Origin of the sequence: Cytobacillus sp. NJ13, from assembly GCA_030348385.1 — a bacterium.
Taxonomy (GTDB): domain Bacteria; phylum Bacillota; class Bacilli; order Bacillales; family Cytobacillaceae; genus Cytobacillus.
This window is the reverse complement of record JAUCFP010000006.1, coordinates 873,515-899,012: the sequence shown is the minus strand read 5'-3', so window position 1 is coordinate 899,012 and position 25,498 is coordinate 873,515. Positions and strand designations below refer to the sequence as shown.

At 36.7% G+C, this 25,498-nt stretch carries 25 protein-coding genes; 8 read left to right on the top strand and 17 right to left on the bottom strand.

Going from position 1 to position 25,498, the window contains the following annotated elements; all coding sequences use genetic code 11:
• Positions 1–432: 432 nt before the first annotated feature.
• The 9 genes from QUF73_04360 to QUF73_04320 form a co-directional block, all read right to left on the bottom strand.
• On the bottom strand, positions 433–726 hold the full coding sequence (locus tag QUF73_04360) for a hypothetical protein (GenBank protein ID MDM5225434.1): 294 nt from the start codon (positions 724–726) through the stop codon (positions 433–435).
• A 156-nt stretch (positions 727–882) separates the two neighbouring features.
• On the bottom strand, positions 883–1,179 hold the full coding sequence (locus tag QUF73_04355) for a Stf0 family sulfotransferase (GenBank protein ID MDM5225433.1): 297 nt from the start codon (positions 1,177–1,179) through the stop codon (positions 883–885).
• A gap of 395 nt (positions 1,180–1,574) precedes the next feature.
• Complete coding sequence (locus tag QUF73_04350) at positions 1,575–2,435, bottom strand: right-handed parallel beta-helix repeat-containing protein (GenBank protein MDM5225432.1); 861 nt, start codon at positions 2,433–2,435, stop codon at positions 1,575–1,577.
• The gene (locus QUF73_04345; GenBank protein ID MDM5225431.1) at positions 2,410–2,604 is read right to left on the bottom strand and encodes a hypothetical protein; all 195 of its coding nucleotides are present in this window, start codon (positions 2,602–2,604) and stop codon (positions 2,410–2,412) included. The genes QUF73_04350 and QUF73_04345 overlap by 26 nt, the downstream gene beginning before the upstream one ends.
• Positions 2,605–2,903: 299 nt before the next feature.
• Positions 2,904–3,872, bottom strand: a complete 969-nt coding sequence (locus tag QUF73_04340) for a right-handed parallel beta-helix repeat-containing protein (protein ID MDM5225430.1) — start codon at positions 3,870–3,872, stop codon at positions 2,904–2,906.
• Positions 3,873–4,150: 278 nt separating this feature from the next.
• A complete protein-coding gene (locus QUF73_04335; protein ID MDM5225429.1) occupies positions 4,151–5,173 on the bottom strand; it encodes a right-handed parallel beta-helix repeat-containing protein in 1,023 nt (340 codons plus the stop codon).
• A gap of 236 nt (positions 5,174–5,409) precedes the next feature.
• Positions 5,410–6,447 carry a right-handed parallel beta-helix repeat-containing protein gene (locus QUF73_04330; protein ID MDM5225428.1) on the bottom strand — a complete coding sequence of 346 codons (1,038 nt, stop codon included), beginning with the start codon at positions 6,445–6,447 and terminating at the stop codon, positions 5,410–5,412.
• A gap of 237 nt (positions 6,448–6,684) precedes the next feature.
• Complete coding sequence (locus QUF73_04325; GenBank protein ID MDM5225427.1) at positions 6,685–7,713, bottom strand: right-handed parallel beta-helix repeat-containing protein; 1,029 nt, start codon at positions 7,711–7,713, stop codon at positions 6,685–6,687.
• 239 nt (positions 7,714–7,952) lie between these two features.
• Entirely contained in the window at positions 7,953–8,981 is a 1,029-nt protein-coding gene (locus tag QUF73_04320) for a right-handed parallel beta-helix repeat-containing protein (GenBank protein ID MDM5225426.1), read from the bottom strand.
• Positions 8,982–9,331: 350 nt separating this feature from the next.
• On the opposite strand from QUF73_04320, the gene QUF73_04315 reads away from it, so the two are divergent.
• From QUF73_04315 to sat, 5 genes are all read left to right on the top strand, one after another.
• Entirely contained in the window at positions 9,332–10,249 is a 918-nt protein-coding gene (locus QUF73_04315) for an NAD-dependent epimerase/dehydratase family protein (protein MDM5225425.1), read from the top strand.
• A 1-nt stretch (position 10,250) separates the two neighbouring features.
• Entirely contained in the window at positions 10,251–11,579 is a 1,329-nt protein-coding gene (locus QUF73_04310; GenBank protein MDM5225424.1) for a UDP-glucose/GDP-mannose dehydrogenase family protein, read from the top strand.
• Positions 11,580–12,524: an SDR family oxidoreductase gene (locus QUF73_04305; GenBank protein ID MDM5225423.1), complete on the top strand. Its 945-nt coding sequence runs from the start codon at positions 11,580–11,582 to the stop codon at positions 12,522–12,524. It abuts the gene before it with no gap.
• A gap of 71 nt (positions 12,525–12,595) precedes the next feature.
• Entirely contained in the window at positions 12,596–13,222 is a 627-nt protein-coding gene (cysC, locus tag QUF73_04300; GenBank protein ID MDM5225422.1) for an adenylyl-sulfate kinase, read from the top strand.
• Positions 13,223–13,227: 5 nt separating this feature from the next.
• Complete coding sequence (gene sat, locus QUF73_04295) at positions 13,228–14,364, top strand: sulfate adenylyltransferase (GenBank protein MDM5225421.1); 1,137 nt, start codon at positions 13,228–13,230, stop codon at positions 14,362–14,364.
• A gap of 124 nt (positions 14,365–14,488) precedes the next feature.
• Here sat and QUF73_04290 read toward each other — a convergent pair whose 3' ends face one another.
• The 4 genes from QUF73_04290 to QUF73_04275 all read right to left on the bottom strand — a co-directional run bounded on the left by QUF73_04290 (position 14,489) and on the right by QUF73_04275 (position 19,654).
• The gene (locus tag QUF73_04290; protein ID MDM5225420.1) at positions 14,489–15,151 is read right to left on the bottom strand and encodes an HAD hydrolase-like protein; all 663 of its coding nucleotides are present in this window, start codon (positions 15,149–15,151) and stop codon (positions 14,489–14,491) included.
• Between the two features lie 140 nt (positions 15,152–15,291).
• Entirely contained in the window at positions 15,292–16,110 is an 819-nt protein-coding gene (locus QUF73_04285) for a 3-deoxy-manno-octulosonate cytidylyltransferase (protein MDM5225419.1), read from the bottom strand.
• Positions 16,111–16,161: 51 nt separating this feature from the next.
• Positions 16,162–17,769 (bottom strand): aldolase catalytic domain-containing protein, encoded by a 1,608-nt coding sequence (locus QUF73_04280; GenBank protein MDM5225418.1) that lies wholly within the window; start codon positions 17,767–17,769, stop codon positions 16,162–16,164.
• A 334-nt stretch (positions 17,770–18,103) separates the two neighbouring features.
• The gene (locus tag QUF73_04275; GenBank protein ID MDM5225417.1) at positions 18,104–19,654 is read right to left on the bottom strand and encodes a hypothetical protein; all 1,551 of its coding nucleotides are present in this window, start codon (positions 19,652–19,654) and stop codon (positions 18,104–18,106) included.
• 449 nt (positions 19,655–20,103) lie between these two features.
• Here QUF73_04275 and QUF73_04270 point away from each other — a divergent pair, with 449 nt between their 5' ends.
• Positions 20,104–20,565: a hypothetical protein gene (locus tag QUF73_04270; protein ID MDM5225416.1), complete on the top strand. Its 462-nt coding sequence runs from the start codon at positions 20,104–20,106 to the stop codon at positions 20,563–20,565.
• 169 nt (positions 20,566–20,734) lie between these two features.
• Here QUF73_04270 and QUF73_04265 read toward each other — a convergent pair whose 3' ends face one another.
• The 3 genes from QUF73_04265 to QUF73_04255 all read right to left on the bottom strand — a co-directional run bounded on the left by QUF73_04265 (position 20,735) and on the right by QUF73_04255 (position 22,428).
• The gene (locus tag QUF73_04265; protein MDM5225415.1) at positions 20,735–21,238 is read right to left on the bottom strand and encodes an IS3 family transposase; all 504 of its coding nucleotides are present in this window, start codon (positions 21,236–21,238) and stop codon (positions 20,735–20,737) included.
• An 8-nt stretch (positions 21,239–21,246) separates the two neighbouring features.
• A complete protein-coding gene (locus tag QUF73_04260) occupies positions 21,247–21,543 on the bottom strand; it encodes a helix-turn-helix domain-containing protein (GenBank protein MDM5225414.1) in 297 nt (98 codons plus the stop codon).
• A gap of 90 nt (positions 21,544–21,633) precedes the next feature.
• Entirely contained in the window at positions 21,634–22,428 is a 795-nt protein-coding gene (locus QUF73_04255) for a PHP domain-containing protein (GenBank protein ID MDM5225413.1), read from the bottom strand.
• Positions 22,429–22,868: 440 nt separating this feature from the next.
• Here QUF73_04255 and QUF73_04250 point away from each other — a divergent pair, with 440 nt between their 5' ends.
• Positions 22,869–23,633 (top strand): type II toxin-antitoxin system SpoIISA family toxin, encoded by a 765-nt coding sequence (locus QUF73_04250; GenBank protein MDM5225412.1) that lies wholly within the window; start codon positions 22,869–22,871, stop codon positions 23,631–23,633.
• Positions 23,614–23,787: a type II toxin-antitoxin system SpoIISB family antitoxin gene (locus QUF73_04245; protein ID MDM5225411.1), complete on the top strand. Its 174-nt coding sequence runs from the start codon at positions 23,614–23,616 to the stop codon at positions 23,785–23,787. The genes QUF73_04250 and QUF73_04245 overlap by 20 nt, the downstream gene beginning before the upstream one ends.
• A gap of 272 nt (positions 23,788–24,059) precedes the next feature.
• Here the strand turns inward: QUF73_04245 and QUF73_04240 are convergent, their stop codons facing one another.
• Positions 24,060–25,430: an aldehyde dehydrogenase gene (locus QUF73_04240; GenBank protein ID MDM5225410.1), complete on the bottom strand. Its 1,371-nt coding sequence runs from the start codon at positions 25,428–25,430 to the stop codon at positions 24,060–24,062.
• Positions 25,431–25,498: the final 68 nt, after the last annotated feature.

Genomic DNA, 25,498 nt, shown 5'->3' with positions numbered 1-25,498 from the left:
CTTTAATTCATTTTTATAATTATCCCTCTAAAATAAATGAAGTTCTAATCTGCTCCTTCTGAACTAAAATGTATATACTTAACTGATTAGTCCATTAGATATTAATAAAGCACTTGCAAATAGCAAGTGCCTATTATGGAAATAATAATTGTTGGTCAATAAATAATTTAACTAAGAAAATATTTGAAGGTCATACTAAAAGTTCAACTTGGCTTTTCGGTTCATCTAATTTGCATGATTATCGTCACAAGGTTATTTCTCTAGTAGGCTAGTACCGTAAGTTAAGCAATATCACAGCCTGCTGGGGCTTATCTAATACCCAATTCCTTAAAAATCCGCAGCGAAATAAAATTCAGCTTTAATCCATATAAAAAAGTATGTGAAAATGATAATAGAATATGGAGTATACTATTGTTATATTTAAAAACAATTTTAGATGTATTCTCTATCAGTTTTTTCAAGTAACGCTTCTTTAAATTTTAAAACAAAATCATTGGGTACTATTTTTTTGATTTTTCTCTCACCTAAAGAGTTAATGTCCAGTTTAACTCCAGCCTTTGCACCTATATCCAGCAAATAGTTCGGATAGTCATTTCTAATTTCTTCATATACCAAAGGTAAATAATTTATTCCTTGTTTCTTTATAAATCTTTGTAATTGCCTATCATGCCTATATGTCTTGTCATATATTCTATTAAAAAGCTCTGTATCTATATTATCAAGCAACTGATTTTCTTTAAGTGAATTGGAGTTTTTGGTCTTAATTTTTTTTCATCGATTATGTGCCATAAATTTGTTTTTGCTGATCTGTAGTGTGATAATGCTTGTTCAAATTTATTCTTACGCTGAATATATATAAAAGTTACATTTTCAAACTTTTCTTTAAAAACTGCAATGCAAGTTCACGATATTTTTAGTATTGGTTTCTGTGTCTAATACTCTATCACTTATCCAAAATCCAAACATATCAAGGTGGTTATACATCAATTTAATAGAATAAAAATCAGAGTTATTGAGGTTTCCATTTGAGGTAAAATATTCGACTAATTGTTCACCTGCTGTGCCTTTATTTTGATTAAGCACTTGCCAAAAATGTTCTTCTGGTGTGCCTAATACTCCAAGAGATTTTATATCTTCGCATAGCATAGTACTTCCACTTCGTTGTGTGGATAAAATCACCAAAGCTTTTTTTCCTTAAAAATTATTTCAGGTATCTCTTTTAATAAATTCTTTTGTTTGTACATACACCCCACCTTTTCCTTATTTTTATTTTAAATAGGGAGCAATCCATTTATGAAGAAGTAACAACGTTTTCAACAGTTCAGCCAGCTGCTTTGCGAATAAAAAACCTGTTTCTATTATTAATACATAATATGAATATTTCAGTAGAATGTATCCGACAAATGTGGACAAGTGATTAAAATGGATATTTAGAGGATAACCAAAAGCCCGTGGGTATTTCGATTATTAGTGACAGAATAGTAAAAGCCGCCTCTATAAAGTCAAATTGAGACAGCTTTTTCTTTAAATCATAATATTAGTTTCTTTTATCTGCTGGAGAACAGACTATTTCATTAGGAGCAGAGTCCAGGAGGGGAACTGGTTTGACAATTGTTTTCATCAAAGGTGTTATTTGTATCTGCTGGAGTATCTGCTTGAATATCGGGTATATTGCCACTTAGTGTATTCTCTCGAACAGCATTATCGTCTGCATCACTAGTTAGGTGTATGCCAGGACTTGCGTTCTTCTTCACCAGGTTTTGATCCACAATGTTTTCATTTGAGTCACTATCTAGTTCAATTCCTGTAAAAGCGTTCTTCTTAATCTTATTGCCAATGACGCGATTATTTTCTCCACCATTTAAATCGATGCCATCTCCATTGTTATTTTTCACATTGTTATTAAATAACAAGTTATTATCTAACCCATCCAGGAATATTGCATCGAGGGAGGAGCTGCGATTCACCCTATTCCCAAAGACAAGGTTACCATCTGAAAAAATAAAAACCCCACCTGCATTGTTTTTGACAACATTATCAATGATCAGTGTTCCGCTTCCACTATTAACTTCAATTCCCGTATTACTGTTGCCAATCACCCTATTCTTAAGGAAAAGATTGTTACTCCCTATTAAATCAATACCATCATCTTCATTTTCTATAATCTTACTTTCTACCACATAATTGTTATTTCCATCTAATTCAATTCCATCACTGCCGTTTTCTGTCGATGTTATATTAAAGATCAAGTTGCGATCTCCTTGAATATCGATTCCGTCATCTCCATTGTTTTGAACTTTAAGATCGCGGAGGATGTTGTCACTCGTATTGACTAGAATCCCATTAGAACTATAGTCTCTAACTGTAAATCCAGCAATTGTCACAAAAGCTGAGCCCACTGTAATACCATCACCACCGGAACCTGTCCCATCCAAAATTGTCTGGCCGATCCCAGCTCCAAGAAGTCTGAGGCGATCCAGTCCGAGCTGGAATGACAACATTTTCTTCAAAAACGCCTGCCGCTACACGAATTGTATCTCCAGGATTTGCTCCAACAAAAGCTGCGTTAATACTTCCGCCAGCAGGAACATTAATTACCGTCATCTAATCTCACCTCCTTTTAATTAACTTAATATATGATATGAATTTTTAATAGAATTGTATCGGACGAATGTGGACAAGTTAAAAAAATGTGTTCTTAGAGGATTGGTAATAGCCCGTAAACTATAAGTGCTTTCTGACATTGGAAAGAGAAAAGAAAAAGCTGATTCAAAAATTCATTTTTGATTCAGCTTTTTCTTTAATTCATTTACTTTTAGTCCTGTAGAGGGATTCTCTTATTTCATTGATTAGGAGCAGAGTCCTGGGGAGAGCTTGTTTGACAATCGTTTTCATCAAAAGTGTTATTTGTATCGAGCTGGAGTATCTGCTTGAATGTCCGGTGTATTGCCACTGAGTGTATTCTCTCGAACAGCGTTGTCATTTGCATCGGATGTTAAAAGGATTCCAGGACCAACGTTCTTTTTCACCAGGTTTTGGTCTACGATGTTTTCATCAGAGTCACTATCCAGTTCAATTCCTGTAAACGCGTTTTTCTTTACTTTATTGCCCACAATGCTATTGTTATCTCCGCCTGCTACATCAATCCCATCCTCGCTGTTATTTTTCACATTGTTATTAAAAACTAAGTTATTTGCAAACTCAGATAGATCGATTCCATCGCTGGTGTTGCGGTTAAAGTTATTCCCAAAGATGAAGTTACCATCGGAACCAACGTCGATCCCATCATCACCGTTGTTTTTGGAAACATTATCGATAACAATGTGTCCTCCTATTACTTCAATACCTTCAGAAGTGTTTCCAATTACCTTGTTACTTAATGCTAGATTGTTGACACCATGCAAAACAATGCCTATACTTTCATTTTCTTTAAACATACTTTCGATCACATAGTTACTGTTTCCATCTATGTGAATACCATCAGAACCATTCTCGTTTGATTCAACATTGATAACTAAGTTACGATCAGCGGCAGTATAGATTCCAAGATTTCCATTGTTTAGAACTTCAAGATCGCGGAGGATGTTGTCACTTGTATTGACTAGAATCCCATTAGAACTATAGTCTCTAACTGTAAATCCAGCAATTGTCACAAAAGCTGAGCCCACTGTAATACCATCACCACCGGAACCTGTCCCATCCAAAATTGTCTGGCCGATCCCAGCTCCAAGAAGTCTGAGGCGATCCAGTCCAGCTGGAATGACAACATTTTCTTCAAAAACGCCTGCCGCTACACGAATTGTATCTCCAGGATTTGCTCCAACAAAAGCTGCGTTAATACTTCCGCCAGCAGGAACATTAATTACTGTCATCTAATCTCACCTCCTTTCAATTAACTTAATATATGATATGAATTTTTAATAGAATTGTATCGGACGAATGTGGACAAGTTATTAAAATGTGCTTTTAGAGGATTACTAATAGCCCGTCGAAAAAGATAGGAAAAATACTATGAGTGATTTCCGACTTATTAAGAGTAGAAAAAAGAAAAAAGCTGACTCTGTATATTCATTTTTCAATGAATATTGAGGCAGCTTCTTCGTTTTAGTCCTGTTATCTTACCTTGATCTTGCAGGTGATATTCAATACTTTAGGAGCAGAGTCCTGGAGGGGAACTGGTTTGACAATCGTTTTCATCAAATGTGTTATTTGTATCTGCTGGTGTATCCGCTTGAATATCAGGGGTATTGCCGCTAAGTGTATTCTCACGAATAGCGTTGTCATTTGCAGTGGAGGTTAAAAGAATACCAGGTCCTGCGTTCTTTTTCACCAGGTTCTGGTCAACGATGTTCTCATCGGAATTAATATCTAGTTCAATTCCTGTCAAAGCGTTCTTCTTTACTTTATTGCCGATGACGCGATTGAATTCTCCGCCATCTAAATCAATCCCGTCCTCGTTGTTATTTTTCACATTGTTATTTAAGACCAGGTTATTGTTTACTCCTGATATTTCAATTCCATCAAATGAGTTACTGTTGAACTTATTCCCAAAGATAAGGTTACTTCCAGACACAATGTCAATCCCGTCGTCTTCATTGTTTTTGGAAACATTTTCGATAACAATATGTCCTCCATCTATTTCAAAACCATCACTCATATTGCCGATTGCCCTATTTCTCAATGCAAAATTATTTGTACCTGTTAATTCAACACCGTCGTCTTCATTTTCTATAAACTTACTTTCGAGCACATAATTGTTATCTCCACTGACAAAGATTCCATTATCGCCGTTCTCTGCTGATCTGATATTAAAAATCAAGTTGCGAGCTCCAAAAATACTGATGCCATTCCCGCCATTGTTTTGAGCTTCAAGATCACGGATTATATTATCTCCTGTATCAACCTGAATCCCATTGCCACTATAGTCTCTTACCGTAAAACCGGCGATGGTAACAAAGCTTGAGTTGACCACCAATCCATCCCCTGGGGACCCTGTCCCATCCAAAATCGTTTGGCCGATCCCTGCTCCAAGAAGTCTGAGTCGATCCAGTCCAGCTGGAATGACAACATTTTCTTCAAAAACGCCTGCAGCTACACGGATTGTATCTCCAGGGTTTGCTCCAGCGAAAGCTGCGTTAATACTGCCGCCAGCAGGAACATTTATTACTGCCATCTAATCTCACCTCCATTCTATTAAGTTAATATATGTTATGTAAATTTCGATAGGATGTATCGGACGATCGTGGACAAGTTTTAAAATGTGCAGATAAAGGATTGCTATAAGCCTATTGATAAGAGAAGAAAAAGAAAAAGCTGACTCTGTATATTCATTTTTCAATGAATATTGAGACAGCTTCTTTGATTTAGCCCTATTATCTTTCCTTGATCTTGCAGGTGATATTCAATAATTTAGGAGCAGAGTCCTGGAGGGGAACTAGTTTGACAATCGTTTTCATCAAACGTGTTATTCTCATCAGCCGGGTCATCTGCTTGAATGTCCGGTGTATTGCCGCTAAGTGTATTCTCACGAACAGCGTTGTCATTTGCAGTGGAGGTTAAAAGAATACCAGGTCCTACGTTCTTTTTCACCAGGTTCTGGTCAACGATGTTCTCATCGGAGTCAAAATCTAGTTCAATTCCTGTAAAAGCGTTCTTCTTTACTTTATTGCCGAGGATGCTGTTGTTATCTCCACCTTCTGCATCAATTCCATCACCACTGTTATTCTTCACATTGTTATTAAATAAGAGATTATCGTTAAATTCTCCCAGTTCAATGCCATCGCTTGTGTTGCGATTGGCCCGATTGCCAAAGATGAGGTTACCATTAGAAGAAACGGCAACCCCATCATCTCCATTGTTTTTAGAAACATTATTGATGACAAAACTTGGGCCGCTTCCAGCTACCTCAAAACCGCCACTTTGGTTGCCAGTCACCCTACTATTTAAAACTAAATTGTTTGCTCCATGCAAAACAATCCCGAAAGATTCATTTTCATTAGTCTTACATTCAATCACATAGTTGTAGTTTCCATCTAGGTGGATACCATCCTCACCGTTTTCTTCCGAAATTACTTTGAAAATCAAATTACGATCACCAGAGTCATTATCGATTCCACTTTGCCCATTGTTTAGAACTTCGACATCCCGAATGATGTTATTACTGGAAGTAATATTAATCCCGCTAAAATCATAGTCTCTGACCGTTAGTCCTTTGATTGTTACGTGGTTTGAATTAATATCAATCCCATCATCAGAGATACCTGTCCCGTCTAAAATCGTTTGGCCTATCCCTGCACCAATAAGTCTCAGGCGGTCCAGTCCTGCTGGAATTTCAACAAATTCATCAAAAGTGCCGGCTGCTACGCGGATTGTATCTCCAGGATTTGTGTTTGGATCATTAATGGCATCGTTAATACTTTCACCTGCATTTACAAAAATTACTGCCATCCAATCTCACCTCCTTTTATTAAGTTAATATATGTTATGTAAATTTTGATAGGATGTATCGGACGAATGTGGACAGGTTTTAAAAATGTGCAGATAGTGGATTGCTATAAGCCTATTAATGATAGAAGAAAAAGAAAAAAGCTGACTTTGTGTATTCATTTATCAATGAATATTAAGGCAGCTTCTTTGTTTTAGTCCTATTATCTTACCTTGGCCTTGCAGGTGATATTCAATACTTTAGGAGCAGAGTCCTGGAGGGGAACTGGTTTGACAATCGTTTTCATCAAAGGTGTTATTTGTATCCGCTGGGGTATCTGCTTGAATATCCGGGGTATTGCCGCTGAGTGAATTTTCTCTAACTGCATTATCGTCTGCATCACTTGTTAAAAGAATACCAGGACCTACGTTCTTTTTCACCAGGTTCTGATCAATGATGCTCTGATCAGAGTTTTCATCTAATTCAATACCCGTGAACGCGTTCTTCTTTACCTTATTCCCGATGACTCGATTGTTATCTCCGCCATCTAAATCAATCCCATCATCGCTGTTATTTTTCACATTATTATTAAAAACCAAGTTATTGTTATCATCAGCTAAAACTATTCCACCTAATGAGTTGCGATTGAACCTATTTCCAAAGATAAGATTACCTCCAGTGAAAGTGTCAATCCCATTTCTTTCGTTGTTTCTGGAAACATTATCGATAACAACGTGTCCTCCGTCTACTTCCAAACCATTGCCAAGGTTCCCGATTGACCTATTTCTAATAGCTAAATTATTTGTACCTCTTATATCCATGCCGGCGTCTTCATTTTCTATAAACTTACATTCGACTACATAGTTGTTATCACCATCAACTTGGATTCCATCACTGCCGTTCTCTGTCGCTTTTATATTAAGGACTAAGTTACGTTCGGCTATGGAAACAATAAAGATTCCATCTTCTCCATTGTTTCGAGTTTCAAGGTCACGAATGATATTATCACTGGTATCAATCAGAATCCCATTAGAACTATAGTCTCTTACCGTAAAACCTGAAATTGTCACAAAAGCTGAATCAACTGTAATTCCTGAACCTGCGGAACCTGTCCCGTCCAAAATCGTTTGACCGATCCCGGCTCCAAAAAGTCTCAGGCGGTCCAGTCCTGCTGGAATGACAACAACTTCATCAAAAGTGCCGGCAGCTACACGAATGGTATCTCCCGGATTTGCTCCAGCGAAAGCTGTGTTAATACTGCCGCCAGCAGGAACATTTATTACTGCCATATATTCTCAACACCTTTCTATTAAGTTAATATATGTTATGAAAATTTCGATACGATGTATCGGACGATCGTGGACAGGTTTTTAAAATGTGCAGATAGTGGATTGCTATAAGCCTATTCTAATGATAGAAGAAAAAGAAAAAAGCTGACTTTGTATATTCATTTTTCAATGAATATTGAGACAGCTTCTTTGTCTTAGTCCTATTTTCTAACCTTGACTTGCAGGTGATATTCAATACTTTAGGAACAGAGTCCTGGAGGGGAACTGGTTTGACAATCGTTTTCATCAAAGGTGTTATTTGTATCCGCTGGAGTATCTGCTTGAATATCCGGGGTATTGCCGCTGAGTGAATTTTCTCGAACTGCATTACCGTCTGCATCACTTGTCAGAAGAATACCAGGACCAATGTTCTTTTTCACCAGGTTTTGGTCAACGACGTTTTCATTTGAGTTAAAATCCAGTTCAACTCCTGTAAACGCGTTCTTCTTTACTTTGTTGCCTACGATCCTGTTGTTATCTCCGCCTGCACTAACAATCCCATCATTGCTGTTATTTTTCACATTGTTATTAATGACCAGGTTATTGTTAAATCCTGACATTTCAATTCCGTTGTCTGTGTTGCGATTGACCCTATTTCCAAAGATAAGGTTACCACCAGTAACAAGGTCAATCCCATCGGCTGCATTGTTTTTGAAAACATTGTCGATAACAATGTGTCCTCCATTTACTTCAATGCCATCAGCCATGTTACCATTAGCCCTATTTCGTATAGCTAAATTATTTGTACCATTTAATACAATACCGTCATCTTCATTTTCTATAATCTTACATTCGACCACATAGTTGTTATTTCCGTTAACAAGGATTCCATCGTTGTTGTTCTCTGTCGATTTTATCTTAAAAATCAAGTTGCGTTCTGCAACAGCTACGATTTCAATTCCCACTTGTCCATTATTTTGTACTTCGAGATTACGGATGATATTATCACTTGTATTAACCAGAATACCACTAGCAGTATAATCTCTTACCGTAAAACCGGCGATGGTCACAAAGCTTGAGTTTACCACCATTCCATCCCCTGGGGAACCTGTCCCATCCACAATTGTCTGACCGACCCCTGCACCCAGAAGTCTCAGTTGATCCAGGCCAGCTGAGATGACAATATTTTCTTGAAATACGCCTGCCTCTACCCGGATTGTATCACCAGGATTTGCTCCTGCGATAGCTGCGTTAATACTGCCGCCAGCAGGAACATTAATTACTGTCATTTAATCTCACCTCTTATCTATTAAGTTAATATATGTTATGTAAATTTTGATAGGATGTATCAGATGAATGTGGAAAAGTTTTTAAAATGTGTATAAAGCGGATTACCAAAAGCCTAAAGGTATCCTCTGGATTCTATAGAAAGATCATTAATTAAATTTTGCGTCTTTTAGAATCGAAGATACCAAAATCACTTCATAGTAAATAAGCTTTAACTGCCTTCCTATTTTTACAAACATGTTTATTTCTTGATACGGGCAGTTGCCGGTGTCGTATTTTGTTAAGAAGCATAATATAGAACACATGAGAAATACGAGGGTAAACTTAGTAAGGAAATAGGTGGTGAATTAACATGAAGGTACTAGTTACAGGGGGTTTAGGCTTTATAGGGTCGCATCTTGCAGACCGCTATGTGGACCTCGGTTATGAAGTAATTATTTTGGATAATCTTTCAACCGGTACACTAGCTAATCTAAATCCTAATGCCCGCTTTATTTCAATGTCTCTGTTAGATAATGAAGTCTCTGAATTAATAAAGAAAGAAAAACCCGACATCATTAATCACCATGCGGCACAAGTAAATGTAAGAAACTCAGTTGCTGATCCCTTTTACGATATTGAATTAAACTTGCTTGCGACTGTTAGGCTGTTGGAAGCTGCAGGCCACGCTGGTGTAAAAAAATTTATTTTCTCTTCATCGGGAGGCACGGTATATGGGGCAGCACCAAATAAGCCAACCTCAGAAGAACACAAAACAAATCCCATTTCTCCATATGGAATAAATAAACTTGCAGCAGAGTATTATATAGATTTCTACGCCAAATTTTATGGGTTTCAATCGGTCATATTACGTTATTCAAACGTATATGGAATCCGCCAAAATCCATTATCCGAGTCTGGTGTAATTTCAATTTTTGCGCATAGAATAAAAAATCAATTACAGCCTGTTATCTACGGTAACGGAGAGCAGGTTCGAGATTATATTCATGTCAGTGATGTTGTAAATGCCAATATTATATTCAGCCAACTAGATACTTCATTACAGGGAATTTTCAACGTAGGAACTGCTAAAGGCACTTCATTAAATGAACTTATCACCTTCTTTTATCAGTTTTTTCCAGAATCCATTCCCCCTCTATATAAAGACGCTAAGGACGGCGATTTGTTTTACAATGTACTATCAATTAATAAATTAGCTTCTTTAGGTTGGTCTCCCAAAATAAGCCTCGAAGAAGGGATTAAACAACTTTGTCAACACAGGGGGATATAACATGAAAATTTGTATTTTAGGTGCGGGCTATGTGGGTTTGGTTACCGGTACATGTTTTTCTGAATTAGGATATGATGTAGTTTGTGTTGACCATAACCCTGAAATTGTTGAAGAGTTAAATAAAGGTAAAATCCCCATCTATGAACCTGGATTAGAGGAATTGGTTAAGAAAAATGCTGCAGACGGACGTTTAACATTTACTGCTAATATCCAAAAAGCTATACAATCAAGTTTATTTATCTTTATTGCTGTTGGGACTCCTTCCGCTGAGGACAATTCTGCAGATCTCTCTTATGTGTTTAATGCAGCTGAACAGATAGGCACCTATTTGAACTCTTACTCTATTATTGTTAATAAATCAACTGTTCCAATTGGAACAGCAGAAAGAGTAAAAGGCATTGTCAGGCATGCTCTTAATAAGAGAGATTTACGTGATCTGGATTTTGACATTGTTTCCAATCCCGAGTTTTTAAGGGAAGGCAAGGCCATAAAGGACTTTTTAAATCCGGACCGCATCATAATAGGAAGTGATAATCCTCAAGCTGCAAATCAAATGAAAAAACTTTATGACCCTATTGCATATAAGGGGCATCCGCTGCTTGTAATGGATCTTCCTTCAGCTGAACTTACTAAATATGCAGCAAATGCCATGCTTGCAAGCCGCATTAGTTTTATTAATGAAATAGCTGAGATAGCTGATTCATTCGGTGCTGATATTAAAATGGTGCAGGAAGGAATCGGATTAGATCATAGGATAGGCCATGCTTTTTTATCACCAGGTATAGGATACGGAGGCTCTTGTTTTCCAAAGGATGTTAAGTCATTAATTAAAACTGCTTCAGATAAAAATATTCCCACATACTTGCTGGAATCAGTTGAAAAAGTGAATCTTTTCCAAAGAAAAAAACTGTTTAAAATGATTGTCGATCAATTCGGTGAATCAAATCTATCAAAGCTTAAATTTGCCTTATGGGGATTAGCTTTTAAACCTGAAACTGATGATATCCGTGAAGCCCCTTCAATTGAAATTCTTCGATTGTTAGTTAGACATGGAGCAGAAATCCATGCATGTGACCCTATTGCCAATGGCAGGGTTCGGAAAGTTTTTGATGATGATAGAATAGAATACTTTCAAGATCCATATTCAGCTATTTCAGGTACAGACGCTTTAATCATTTGTACAGAATGGCCACAATTTCTGCAAGCCGATTTAGATAGAATGAAGCAGCTTCTTAATAAGCCTATCATATTTGACGGACGTAATATTTATGACCCTAAGGTTATGAAAGAGAGAGGATTCATTTATAAATGTATAGGGAGGAACGCATAAATGAAAACCAAAAAAATTCTTATCACTGGGGGTTCTGGATTTTTAGGTTCTCATTTATGCCGATTCCTTTTACAACAAGGCCATGAAGTAATTTGCCTTGACAATTTATATACAGGACGAAAGGGAAATATAGCAGATCTAATAAGAAATAAGCGTTTTACATTTATCCTGCATGATATTGAACAGCCGATTGATATTAAAGCAGACGAAATCTACCATCTCGCATGTCCTGCATCCCCTCCCCACTATCAGCTTGACCCAGTTAAAACATTAACCACTAACTTTATTGGATCTATGAATCTGCTTGAACTGGCAAAAAAGTATAAAGCAAAGATACTATTCGCCTCAACCAGTGAGGTATATGGAGACCCCCTTATCCACCCGCAAAAAGAATCTTATAATGGGAATGTCAATCCAATTGGGCCAAGGGCCTGTTATGATGAAGGCAAACGATGTGCTGAGTCATTATTCTTTGAATATTTTAGGCAGCATCAAGTGAATATACGCGTGATCCGCATCTTTAATACGTATGGCCCTGGGATGGCACTAAACGACGGAAGAGTTGTCAGTAACTTTATCCTTCAAGCCCTTCAGGGAAACGATATAACTGTTTATGGTGATGGAAGCCAAACAAGATCATTTTGTTTTGTAGACGATCTGATTACTGGAATGATTTCCATGATGAATCATACTGAAGGTTTTCCAGGTCCGGTTAATATAGGAAACCCAGCAGAAGTTACTGTCATAGATTTAGCGAGAAAAATAACAAGTCAAATAGGCGACTCTGTAAAAATTACTTTTTTACCAATACCACAAGACGATCCTGCCCGCAGAAAACCTGACATCTCTCTTGCAAAGGATTTATTAGGCTGGATGCCAACTGTTTCCCTGGATGAGGGTCTCAAGAAGACAATTGAGTATTTTAGAAAAGAAAACAGCAGATAAGGCATCACAACTTTTAATTATTGGCTGTGATGCCCTTTCCAATGATGGGGCAAGGAAAGGAGATTGTAATAATGGCTGTGAACGAAAATAATAAAAACGTTATCTGGCATCATTCCGCAATAAAAAAAGAAGATAGACAAAAATTAAACGGGCACAAAAGTTTAATGATTTGGTTTACGGGTTTATCTGGATCAGGAAAATCCACTATCGCAAATGCTCTTCAGCATGAATTATACAAAAACAATTTAAACGTATATTTATTAGATGGAGATAACCTTAGGCATGGAATAAATTGTAATCTATCTTTTTCTTCGGAGGATAGGAAAGAGAATATAAGAAGAACTGCTGAGATTGGCAAACTTTTTGTAGATGCAGGGATTGTTGTGCTTGCTGCTGTTATTTCTCCATTTGAAAAAGACCGGTTACACGCAAGAAAAATATTCCTGCCTGATGAATTTATTGAAGTTTATGTGAAATGTTCATTGGAAGAGTGTGAAAAACGAGATCCTAAAGGCCTTTACAAAAAAGCAAGAAATGGTGAGATTAAACAGTTTACAGGTATTGACCAGCCTTATGAAGAACCCAAAAATCCAGATATCGTTCTTGATACCAATGAACTATCACTTGTCCAATCCGTTGAGCTGCTTTCTTCATATATTTTCGAAAAAGTTGGTCTCAAACAAAATACAAAGGAGTGATTAATTTGCCATTAAGTGTTCCTCATGGCGGAAAATTAATCAATCAAATAGACTTAAGCTTAGATGCCTCTGATATAACTGGAGAAATAGAAATTGATTCTATGGCACTGTCTGACTTAGAGCTAATTGCCAATGGGGCATACAGCCCGATTTCCGGTTTTCTTGGTAAAGAAGACTATGAATCTGTGATAAATAATATAAGGTTGTCAAATGGGGTTGTATGGAGTATCCCCATTACTCTCCCAGTTAGTGAAAATGCAGCGGAGAATCTAAAAATCGGGGAAAAAGTTAAGCTTAAATTTGAAAACATCGTCTATGGTATATTAGATCTTAAAGAAATTTATTCCCCTAATAAAACAGAGGAAGCAAAACATGTCTATCAAACAACAGATCAAAATCACCCAGGTGTAAAAAAGCTTTTTGAACGTCCTAATGTGTATTTGGCTGGCCCTATTACATTAACAAAGCTCCCCCCAAAAAAAACTGATTTTATAAAGTACTATAAAACTCCTTTAGAAACCAGGAGAGAATTCGAAAAGAATAACTGGAAAACAGTTGTTGGTTTTCAAACCAGAAACCCTATACACCGTGCCCACGAATATATTCAAAAATCAGCGTTGGAAATAGTGGATGGCCTGTTTTTAAATCCATTAGTTGGAGAAACAAAATCGGATGATATTCCAGCGAATATTCGTATGAATAGCTATAAAGCATTATTAAAAAACTATTTTCCCCCTGATAGGGTATATTTAGCGGTTTTCCCTGCTGCCATGAGGTACGCTGGACCAAAAGAGGCTATTTTCCATGCACTGGTTCGAAAAAACTTTGGCTGTACCCATTTTATTGTAGGAAGAGATCATGCCGGAGTGGGTAGTTATTACGGAACTTATGATGCACAAAAAATCTTTACCCAATTTAGTGCAGAAGAAATTGGGATTGTGATTCTTTCCTTTGAACATAGTTTTTATTGTACTAAATGTGAAAATATGGCCTCCGGAAAAACATGTCCCCATAACAAGGAAGACCATCTGCACTTATCCGGTACGAAAGTTCGAGATATGCTGCGGAAAGGAATTACTCCACCTTCGCAGTTCAGTCGTCCTGAAGTAATTAAAATTTTAATTGATGGTTTAAAGAAATAGTAATATAAAGAAGCTGACCTCATTTTTATAAGGTCAGCTTCTCTGTTTTTCAAACTTTTGCTGTTTCTATTTTAAAATAAAAAGAGAGACATTCAGATACTTATATTTTAATAGAGTGCAAAGTTTAATCTTTGGTTAGATCATACAATGAATTAATAACTAACTTAGCTTTCGTTCTGCACATTTCATCCTGCTTTTGGGATTGAACAGTATATTTTGCCATATATATAAAGTCTATTTTATGTTTTCCTGCAGCCACCATATCTGAGATGGCATCACCAATTAAAACTGCCTTTTTATTCGGATTATTTCTGAGTATATCTGCAATACATTCCAGTTTAGTTTTTGGGGACCCATAAATCGCTTGAAAGTAATGACTCAAATTTCTATCGATAAAGACATGATTTAATTCTTTTTCGTCGCTTCCAGAAGCAATGTATAATCGTTTTTTTAACACTTGCAGCTCTGTTAATAAGCTTATACATCCTTCTGTTATTTCAGAATCTCCATAAATTTGATTACATAATCTTCCGTACTTTTGCAAAAACTCATTGTAAATCTTTTCTTCGAATGGAACTTTAGCAAAATCACTTAAAAATTCTTTGAATTTTATATATCTTGATACACCAAAGGTTCTTTTACAATGTTCCACAAAATCATCAATTTTCTTTTGAGGGTAACCTTCCACTGCTTTTCCGAAAGCTTCACATTTTAACAAGTTTACATCCAAAATAACTCCGTCACAATCAAAAATAATAATATCATATTGATTTAATCTATCTTTCATTTATTTCCTCCCCATGCTTTTTGATCTATCCTAAAGAGCCAGTATGGGAAATGAATAATAATTAATTTTCTATGTTTTAAATCTCGACCTACATGAAAGCTATTCCAGCATACACGCATAATCCGCCATCATTAATTGTTTTAGAGCCCCCGCTCTTTTATTGCAGATTCTGCACGGTGGATATCTTCTGGTGTGTCAACTGCAATTGAATCACTAGATAGCTGAATCATTCGGACTTCCCATCCAAGTTCTAAAAAACGGAGAATTTCAATATCTTCTATACTTTCTAACACTGTTTTCTTTCTCAGGGATGCAAAATCCACTAATGCTTTCTTCGGAAAGGCATATGCACAAATTTGACGCCAAGCCTTTTCAAAACCGTGTTCTTTATTAGATGGTATGGCTGAACGAGACATGTATAACAATCGATAATCTGGCCGAAAAACCACTTTTGGAATTGAACTGCTTTTGAAAAGTAATTCATCATTAATTTGACAAAAACCATTTAAAACCTCGCCAGGAAAGTTCTCCGCTTCTAAAATAAGCTTTTCTAAATCTTTAGGGTTAAATAATGGTTCATCACCTTGAACATTTATATACACATCCGCATCCACCTGGTTTGCACACTCTGCAATTCGGTCAGTCCCGGTGAGACAGTCTTTTGATGTCATTAAGACTTGGATGCCATTTGCTTCACATATTTTTCGGATTCTATCATCATCTGTTGCAACATAAACCAGTTCCGAAGGGCATGCTTTAATGCATTGATGGTAGGTTCTGATTATCATCGGAATCCCCGCTAATTTAATTAGAGGTTTTCCTGGCAGCCTTGAAGATTTGTAACGGGCTGGAATTATGACACAATATTTCATAACAACCTCCAAACAATAGGTTCTATAAATTTTTCTGTTGTGAACATCAGATTTCAAATCTATGCATTGGCTCATGTATTTTGACATAATATCTATTCCAAAACAGGATCCTTTTTTCTTTGAAGCCAAAGGAACTTTTTATAAAACATAAATAGAAGTGGAATGAACTTTATATTGAGTTGGTGTAACTGCAGCTATTGGAGGTGTACCATGCAACTGCGAAAACCTGAATAATAATTGATCCACCTCATTGCTTCTTGGATCTCCTGTACCGTATCCGTCAAAACCGGCCAATAAAATTCGCGAGGCTTTGCCGCTTGCTGCAATAGCTAATGCATATGCAATGACAAGGGAGTTTGGCAGAACACAATAATTCTCTTCAAACCTAAAAGTTTTTTCCTTAATCGAAATACCGAAATCCAGTATGTTTTTGCCGCTATATGCATTGATTATTTTTTTTGGCAGCATGGAGAATGGGATAACAAGAGGCTGGGGCAAATTATTATGAATAGTGCTGTCTGTAAGCAGGCGTACAGGATGGCATGCTGCACGAATATCGATTAATTCTGAAGCAATTTGAGTTTGTGTGTTTAATGCAATAACAAAAGGCTTTTCTCTTTGAATGTAATCCTCCAATGCTTGACGATGCTTGACAATTCCTTGTCCGGTACCAATAATAACAACTTCCCTATCATTTATCATGTCTGCCGGATTCCAAGTTCCCTTTGGTTCATCAGCATAGAAGTTACGGGCTGCTTCTAAAGTGTTAATACTAAATTTTTTCCCGCCTTCGGATTTTAAGTGATCTATTATACCTAGTATGTCCTCCGCATTATAGCGTGAATCATTAAGCATCTCCTGAATGTAAGTGGGATGGATTCCGTATTTTCCTGCCAAATAATAATACGCATTAGTCCCCCATCCATATTCATGCTGCATCGGTTTAAAGAACTTTTGAATAACCTTCAACAAAGGAATAGGGTTGGAGTGCACCTGTCGCTGCGAATTCAGTTCTATAGCTATATATTCTGTTTTTGCATTTCCTGGACCACGGCCCATTCCTGTAACAGTACTATCAATCCAAGTAACCCCTTCTTCCACGGCACGCATAGAATTAGCCAAAGCAAATCCCATATTATCGTGCGTGTGTATACCCAAGGGTCCCTTCCAATCCTCACGGAGAATATTTATTATTTCCGACGTTCGTTCAGGATCTAAACTGCCCATACTGTCTGCAAAGTATAGAACATCAATAGGTGACCTATTCGCTGATGAGGCTAACTTTTTAATCTCTGGAATACTGCGGTCAGCCACTTGCATAAGATTGAATCCTACAGTATACCCCTTACCTTTTAGCCAGTGGCATGCTGGCAGCGCAGCCTCAAACTCATGTACATGACAAGCAAAGCGAACTAGGCTCACGGGTGAATCTGCTGCTGGTGTAAAAAAGTCAGATAAAAACGTTTCAATACCATTGGGATATTTTAACATATCACCTGCATTGACCATAACTCCTAATTTTAAGCTATCCGGAATGTCCAGACTGCGAATGAAATTGTCACTTGTATAAGCACAGGCACCTTTAAATCCCTCTTTGCTGAATCCTCGAAAACCTAATTCCACATAATCAACAGCCATCGCATCCATTGCGTATAAATATTCTTGGATAAGGGAACGATCAAAGTCCCAGGAGTTATAATACCCGCCATCTCGAAGTGTGCAGTCCAATAGCTTTAATTGATCCAATTCCTTTCCCTCTTTCTTAAAAAAATCCCATCATTAAATCAGTAAACTTAAAAGGCTAACTAGTTGATTAGGAGCAACAAATTTAAACAAAATTGTTTGGTTAAATAAAATAAATCATTTCCTTTAAACATAATATGTAACACGTTTAAAATGGTATGGACTATAGCCATTGTTGAGCAAATGTGGATTCGAACAGGGAACATGACCAAAACATTGCAAATGATGAAGTATGATCTAGAAGTGATTGCTGGTTATTCTTTTATTAAAAGGAAAAGAATATGGAGGGCCGTTATTAGGCTCCTCCTGCTAGCATCTTAAAAATGTTAAAATCCTGCTATTTTTTTGAAAGGAACTTTTGCAGCTTTTTCATGAAAATGGAGCAAACAACTTCTGGATCCACACTGTAGCTTACATTAGGTCCTTCATTTTGGTTTTTATCATTTAGGATGTTATTTACGAACTTTTCAGGGATTTTATAAATATAGGGGTGTTTGTGCAGGTTGATTCTTTTGATGGTATTTAAATGTGCCACACCATGTTTTCCACAAACATGGGCAACATACATAGTATCTGTAGAATAACTTGTTAAGAAAAAATCCACCTGTGATGCATAAGCAATTTTCTTATAAGAAGTACTTCCAATAAGATTAAAACTCGGAATCGATGGATCAATTATGTTTAATATTTGTTTTGCAACTTCTGCGTCCTCTCGGGCAATTTCCTTTCTGAATAGTTTTTCATTTTGTACTTCTGTAGAAGTTAAGCCATCTAACACAACTCCAACATTTGGATATAGTTTATGCACTTCCCGGACAATTTTTTCTATGCCTTCAACCTTTTCGACCCATGACCTTTTTTCACCGCATATTCCGAACCACAAAATTGGAAAGCAATCCTTTAATTTTTCAAATTTTCTTCTTTCCTTAGGGTGTGTTAATAATCTATCAATTGACTTACTGATCAGTAAATTATTTAAGTCTGAAAATAGCTTTTCCGAATAGCACCTATTGTTTGAAGATGGCTGAATAATAAATCCATAATTATCATATAGAATCTCGTTCAGGTCTTTTTTATCAACTGCTTGTTCTTCACAAGGAAGTGAATATAGGTTTTTTACTGAATAGAACATCCCATCTTCAAATGAAATAATCTTAGGAATATTGCTGAAATGATTATTTTTTTTTAATTCAAGACCTGATACATGGCGGAAATTGTGAATGATTGGCAAGAAATCTCTAAAATAATGATAAGGTCTTTGGCAGGAAACTAAAAGACCATAAAGAGATACCCTATTTCTCGATTGTAAAAAGATTAAAATTTTATCAAATATGCGAACCATTTCTCGGTTTAGTTGCTGTACATGTTTTATCAGGTTTTTATTTCTGTATTTTTTACCTGTAATCTCAATAACAATCTTCCTTGTAGGAAAATAAATACCAGTAAAACTAAATCGCTGAATTATATAAAAAGATTCATTTCCATCTATAAACCTTAGGAAATTCCTGCCCATATGCACAGGGAGATAAATGCTCTGCCTTGAACTAGCTTTTTCATTTCCAAAAATGCTATCTATTAGAATTTCATTTTTTTCTATAGCCATTACAAGGAGCTGATTGATAAAATTAGGCTCTTTTATTAAAGAATAGAGCTTTTTAATTTGGCTTTTTTCATGTTCATTAAACAATTTAGCTGTATTAACTTCATCTAAATTATTATAAAATGTCAGCTCTCCTGTTAGCCATTTATCTATATCCTCCATCGAAAGGCTTTGGAGGGCTTCTACATGTAAACTATTTATTTCGGAAAAGAGATCTTTATTATAATAATTCCAGCATTCCATGGCTAATTCAATATTAATATCATGCTTCGCTTGATCCGCGTTCAAATTTATAACACATCCTTATTGCTATTATAGTGACTCAAGTACATTCACCTGCTTAAATCTATTCGAGTATAGATAATTTATTTTTTTTAAAAAGAAAATTCTTAAAATACCATTAATTACAATATATGTTCGGTTAAAACACCTGTATAGTTCATCTACCCGAAAATATAAAAATTGTATGTTTCCATTGTATGTTTCCTTTAGAAGTTGAAATAGAAAGTTTGATCATCTCTAGTAAAAATTGCAACTTAAAAACAGAAGAAAACCAAAACTATTCAATTAAATCGAATACTATACATTTTATATCAACATACCCATACGATAGATCATTGATTCGCATACTATGTACTGAAAATATACATCATGGAGATAATGAAAGGAGTGATGAAGTGAAGAGTCTTTTCTTGTCAGATCGAGATATCCATTCCATAAAATTATGGTTATCTCGTATGAAGACTCCTAAAAATGTTAAAATAAAAAGAAAAGAGAAGGGTATACGGGCAGAAAGTATTTTACAGCTAAAATATGATATGATTGGCAGTGGCTCCCACCGAATTGTTTACGACCTCCAGAATGATTATGTATTAAAAATAGTCATTTCTCGCAAGGGATTTTTTAATAATGAAAATGAATATACCCTATACAATAACTGTCCTCCTGATTTAAAAAAGAATCTTTGTCCAGTAGTGGAAATTGGACAAGGCTGGATCATCATGGAAAAAATGGTACCCGGAATACCTATGGATGAAAAATATTCAGAAAAATTAACCCATTTGGAAAACAAATTTTTATATTATGGAATTACTCCTGTCGATGTAAAAAATACCAATCTAGCATTATCGTCCGAAGGAGAAATCGTTGTTATTGACTATGGGAATTTTGAAACCTTAAATAGGAATTCCTGGAACTGAATTCCTCCGTGATACAAGAAATTAAATCTACATCTCCCTTAAAATTAAAAAAGAATGTTCTGTTATTTTCATATTTGAACCGCTTTATCACCATTAAAAACAAATATAAAAAAGAGCTGTTTCAATTTGAAGTGACCCCTGTAAAGTAGACAATAATAAAAAAGAACAATTATGCAGCCTGAGTCCTGAATGGATAAGTCCTCAGGTTGTTTAATTTCTTTTGAAAACATCTATGATTATAGAAATTCATATATTTTTTTAAGGCGTCTTTATCCTCTTGAGCGGTTTTGAATGAATATAGATAAAAACATTCAGTCTTAAAATGGCTAAAGAAGTTTTCCATACAAGCATTGTCCCAACAGTTGCCCTTTCTATCTCTCATAAGTCGCTGTATCCGTTTGTGGTTAATGTGCAGTCCATATATTTTTTCTAACCACACCTGGACCCGTCGATAACCGTAAATTCCTCGTAGTTTTTTATGGCATTCCATGATTTTTTTCTTTACTTCCTCATCCTCCAGCTGCTTTGCGGTAGGAGACTCTTGTCGCTTTAACCACTTGTAATAGCCAATTTTAGAAACGCCAGCTATCTGACATAACAAAGAAATAGGATAATTCCTTTGAGACATTTCAAGGATGACTTCGAATTTCTTCGTTTTTGGAAGTTTAGTCATTCCTCCCTTCACATTTTTAAGAGCTTTTTTAGCATTTCATTCTCTGCTTCTAGTCGTTTTATTTTAGCTTCAGGATCTTCCGGAGAGGTTCGGGGTCTGCCTTGACCGGGTCCTTTTGCTTTCCTGCGTTTTTCTTCCAGCCCCTTTATCCCTTCAGCCTTAAAATGTTTAACCCAACGTCTTACCATTGAATGATTAATATTCAGTTCCTTAGCGACTGCTTCATAACCCATTCCCTCTTTTAAGTAAAGGTCTACGGCTCTTTTCTTAAATGTAACATCATATGTCTGTCTCGTTTTCCCCATCAAAAATCCCCCCATTGTAGACAGATTAGTACGCTTTCTTTTTTCTGTCTACTATAGGGGGATCATATCAATTTAACAGCTCTTTTTTTTTTATAAATCATATCCAAAATCTCCCATTAAGTGCTCTTCATTATGAAAGTCTGATCCGCCTGTAATTAGTTTTTTATACTTTTGTCCTAAACCTTTGTAACGATTGGCATCTTCCGGCTGGTGTTTACGATGCCAAACTTCAATTCCATCAAAAGAAAGCTGCATTAGCTCCTCTACTATTACATCATCCTGAATAAGGATAGGGTGCGCCAGGACTGCCACACCGCCTGACTGATGTATGAGCTTTATTCCCTCTTCAGGCGAAAGAACCATTTTATCTACTGCACATGGTTTTCCATCTCCTAAGTACAAATCAAAGACTTCCTGTGTATTTTTTGCATATCCCATGTCAACCACTGCTTTTGCAATATGAGGACGTGCTATAACTTCTCCCTTGCTATGCTTATGGACATCTTTTTCTGTGATAGTCATTCCCAGCTCACAAAATTTTTTTACAATTATTTGAGCCCTGTTTTCCCGGTAGTCTCGAATTTTCTTCAAAACTGCCAATAACTCTTTTGACTCGTGTAATTGATACCCTAAAATATCAATGTTCTTCCCCTTATATTTAGTGCTTAACTCGATTCCCGGAATAACATTTACATTCAGTTTTTTTCCTGCTTCCATTGCTTCTTTGATTCCATCCATAGTATCATGGTCAGTAATTGAAATGGTTTTGATCCCCTTTTCAGCTGCCTTTTCCACTATCTCTGAAGGTGAAAAGCTCCCATCTGACGCGGTAGTGTGCAAATGGAGATCAAATTGGCCATTTTTAATTATTATATTAAGTTCCATTATATTTAACTCCTTTCGATGTGTTGAACTCTTTTCTCCTGCAGCTGTCTCCTTGGATTCTATAATATGAGTGATCTTCAATATTGGCTGTCTTATCGCCCAAACAATTGATAAGTTTATTTTGTGTGTTTTGCTACCTAATGTTTTTTATTTTTTTCCCCTTTAACAGCTCACAATCCAATTAACCACTAAAAAATCCTTTTTAACCTGCGGAATCCCATTCCCTTCCTTACACAATTCCACCGCTTTCTGGATACTTCGGTGATTAATAATTGAAAGGATAATCAAGGCTAATATAATGATAAATAGGTATTTCCTCATATTTTTCCTCCGGCCCAATTTATTTTCAAATTTCTGACATAATCTCTGTTATAATGAAACTATAAGGCAAATTCCGCGAATTTTCCGAATTAAATCCATGGATGGACGAGGCGATTCTTTTGCTCCTTTTCTTTAAGATTGTGGTTTGGATAATTGTCGCTTGTCTCGGGTTTTATGTTTTTTCTGTTTGGAGATGGGAAAAGAAGGTTAAGGAAAGAATGTTTGCGATTCGGAAAACCTGGTATATCATTTATATACTGGGAGCAGTTATTTATTGGACCAAAGAGCCGGCTTCCATTTTTAATGACTGGCTGAATTACCTGATTGTCGCGATAATTTTTGCGCTTATTGACGCATTTGTGTTCCTGGGCTCATACCTGAAAAGAGTCGGCAATAATGAACTGGCTACGGATACGATGGAATTGCTCGAAGAAAATAATGACCTATTGAACTCACAGATGAATAAACTGAAATCCTTTCAGTATTTGTTGAAAAATGAACCGATCGACGTATATTATGGAGATATGGAAGCCTATATTGCCGGCATTGAAAAGCTTATGGCCGATTACTCGGAAAAAGTGGATATGAAAGCTTCTTTATGCAAATACATGACACAGGAAGATAAAGATTATTTGCTTGAGCACTATCCTGATAAAGCGTTAATTCACAGCCGGCTGGACCGCAAGGAAGTGTATTACGATGCCGATGAAAAATTGGCTTTGATTCCTTTTTCCATCCTTGAAGATTATTATGTTATTAAATTGACCTCCGATGATTTTGTCACCGAATTCGACTACTTATTATTCACTTCACTCATATCAATATACGACCTAATGCTCCCTGCTGAACAGGAGGACGAAGACCATGAAGGAACCAGCGGATAATGAAAAGCAGAGATTGAGTACAAAGAACAACATGAAAATCATGAAAAAGAAGTCGAGGATCAGACTTCCTGACTTTGAAGTCAGCCCACATACCGAACGGATTATAAAAGAGAATAAAAGATTGATAAGTGTTTATACAAAAAGCAAAGCATGAGCATACTATATGGCGTGGAGGAATTTTCCTTCCACGCCATTATTCATGTTCACTCATCAAGGACATATAATTTAAAAACACATTCTATTTAAAGGGCTGATCGAAATGAAAAAGCTGACTAAAAAAGTAAAAAATATAGACTTCCCCACCTTTTCTTTATCCCCTTATACGAAAAATCTTTCTAAAAAAACGGAAGCTGCGATTGAGACTTTAAACAAAGGGAAAAAGCTGCCCAAAAATAATGCATAAAAAACCGCCTTGCATGAAGACTGTTATTTTATAAAAAGCTTCACTTTTTTCAATGCATCCTTTGTAGTCGGATATCGGAATGGCAAATCGAATCTGGTGGTTTGCTTCAGTATGCTTTTTTCATGCGAAAACACATCAAAGCTTCCCTTTCCATGATAAGCGCCAATCCCGCTCTCTCCTACTCCCCCGAAAGGCAGATATGGTGAACTAAGATGATAAACAGTATCATTAATGCATCCCCCTCCAAAGGAAATGCTGCTTAATAACTGGTTTTGGACACCCTCACTTTCTGTGAAGATATATAGCGCTAAAGGTTTCGGGCGTGCTGTTACCTCTGCAATCATCCCGGACAAGTCGTCATATTCCAGCACCGGCAGGATCGGTCCAAATATTTCATCCTGCATGACCTCATCAGCCCATGTAATATTACCGAGAACGGTTGGTTCGATGCTTAAAGAATTTAAATCATGCCGGCCCCCGTGAATAGTGGTGCCATTTGTTAAAAATTTGGTGAGACGGCTGAAGTGTTTTTCACTGACGATTCTCGTGAAATGGCCGGATGCAATCGGATGTTCTCCATAAAGCTCCTGTATGGCTTGTTTTAATTCTTTCAGGAATTCTTCTTTAATCCTGCTGTGAACATAAATATAATCTGGAGCTACACAAGTTTGGCCGGCATTAATATACTTTCCCCAAGCAATTCTCTTAGCAGCAAGCTTCACGTTAGCATCTTCATGCACGATGCACGGACTCTTACCTCCCAATTCAAGGGTAACGGGAGTAAGGTGCCTGGATGCTGCTTCCATGATGATTTTTCCGACAGGGACACTGCCTGTGAAGAAAATATAATCGACCTTTTCATTTAATAGGGCTGTGCTTGTTTCTGCGTCGCCTTCAACAACTGAAATATACTCTTGCGGGAAATGATTGCTGATCATTTTTGACAGCAATGCCGAAGTTTTCGGTGTTAATTCTGAAGGCTTCAGAATTGCGCAATTCCCTGCGGCTATCGCTCCGATCAGGGGGGCAATCGCGAGCTGAAAAGGATAATTCCAGGGCGCTATGATTAGCGCAACTCCATATGGTTCAGGATATATATAGCTTTTCGAACCGAATTGGGCAATTGATGACTTCACTTTTCTGGGTTTGGCCCACTTTTTTAAATGTTTCAACGTATAGCGGATTTCCTCCAGCAGGATTCCAATCTCCGTCAAATACGCATCGAACTCACTTTTATTGAGATCCGCCTTTAACGCATCCATCAATTCCTGCTCATGCTGCTTAATGACCGAGCGAAGCTTGCCGAGCGCTTCCATTCGGAATGTGACATCCTTTGTTTTACCCTGGGTGAAGAAATTTCTTTGTTTTTGAATGAGATCCGCGTAGTTTTCCATGGAATACCTCCAGATGGGTCTAAGGTTTAAGGATATATTACCATCTTGACTGGCGGAAATACATAAAT

Bases quoted from the DNA above. Each gene is read 5' to 3' on its own strand.
- QUF73_04345 (MDM5225431.1), bottom strand. From the start codon at position 2,604: ATGACGGTAATTAATGTTCCTGCTGGCGGAAGTATTAACGCAGCTTTT.
- QUF73_04340 (MDM5225430.1), bottom strand. From the start codon at position 3,872: ATGACAGTAATTAATGTTCCTGCTGGCGGAAGTATTAACGCAGCTTTT.
- QUF73_04335 (MDM5225429.1), bottom strand. From the start codon at position 5,173: ATGGCAGTAATAAATGTTCCTGCTGGCGGCAGTATTAACGCAGCTTTC.
- QUF73_04330 (MDM5225428.1), bottom strand. From the start codon at position 6,447: ATGGCAGTAATTTTTGTAAATGCAGGTGAAAGTATTAACGATGCCATT.
- QUF73_04325 (MDM5225427.1), bottom strand. From the start codon at position 7,713: ATGGCAGTAATAAATGTTCCTGCTGGCGGCAGTATTAACACAGCTTTC.
- QUF73_04320 (MDM5225426.1), bottom strand. From the start codon at position 8,981: ATGACAGTAATTAATGTTCCTGCTGGCGGCAGTATTAACGCAGCTATC.
- QUF73_04315 (MDM5225425.1), top strand. From the start codon at position 9,332: ATGAAGGTACTAGTTACAGGGGGTTTAGGCTTTATAGGGTCGCATCTT.
- QUF73_04310 (MDM5225424.1), top strand. From the start codon at position 10,251: ATGAAAATTTGTATTTTAGGTGCGGGCTATGTGGGTTTGGTTACCGGT.
- QUF73_04305 (MDM5225423.1), top strand. From the start codon at position 11,580: ATGAAAACCAAAAAAATTCTTATCACTGGGGGTTCTGGATTTTTAGGT.
- cysC (MDM5225422.1), top strand. From the start codon at position 12,596: ATGGCTGTGAACGAAAATAATAAAAACGTTATCTGGCATCATTCCGCA.
- QUF73_04290 (MDM5225420.1), bottom strand. From the start codon at position 15,151: ATGAAAGATAGATTAAATCAATATGATATTATTATTTTTGATTGTGAC.
- QUF73_04285 (MDM5225419.1), bottom strand. From the start codon at position 16,110: ATGTCAAAATACATGAGCCAATGCATAGATTTGAAATCTGATGTTCAC.
- QUF73_04270 (MDM5225416.1), top strand. From the start codon at position 20,104: ATGAAGACTCCTAAAAATGTTAAAATAAAAAGAAAAGAGAAGGGTATA.
- QUF73_04265 (MDM5225415.1), bottom strand. From the start codon at position 21,238: ATGACTAAACTTCCAAAAACGAAGAAATTCGAAGTCATCCTTGAAATG.
- QUF73_04260 (MDM5225414.1), bottom strand. From the start codon at position 21,543: ATGGGGAAAACGAGACAGACATATGATGTTACATTTAAGAAAAGAGCC.
- QUF73_04255 (MDM5225413.1), bottom strand. From the start codon at position 22,428: ATGGAACTTAATATAATAATTAAAAATGGCCAATTTGATCTCCATTTG.
- QUF73_04245 (MDM5225411.1), top strand. From the start codon at position 23,614: ATGAAGGAACCAGCGGATAATGAAAAGCAGAGATTGAGTACAAAGAAC.
- QUF73_04240 (MDM5225410.1), bottom strand. From the start codon at position 25,430: ATGGAAAACTACGCGGATCTCATTCAAAAACAAAGAAATTTCTTCACC.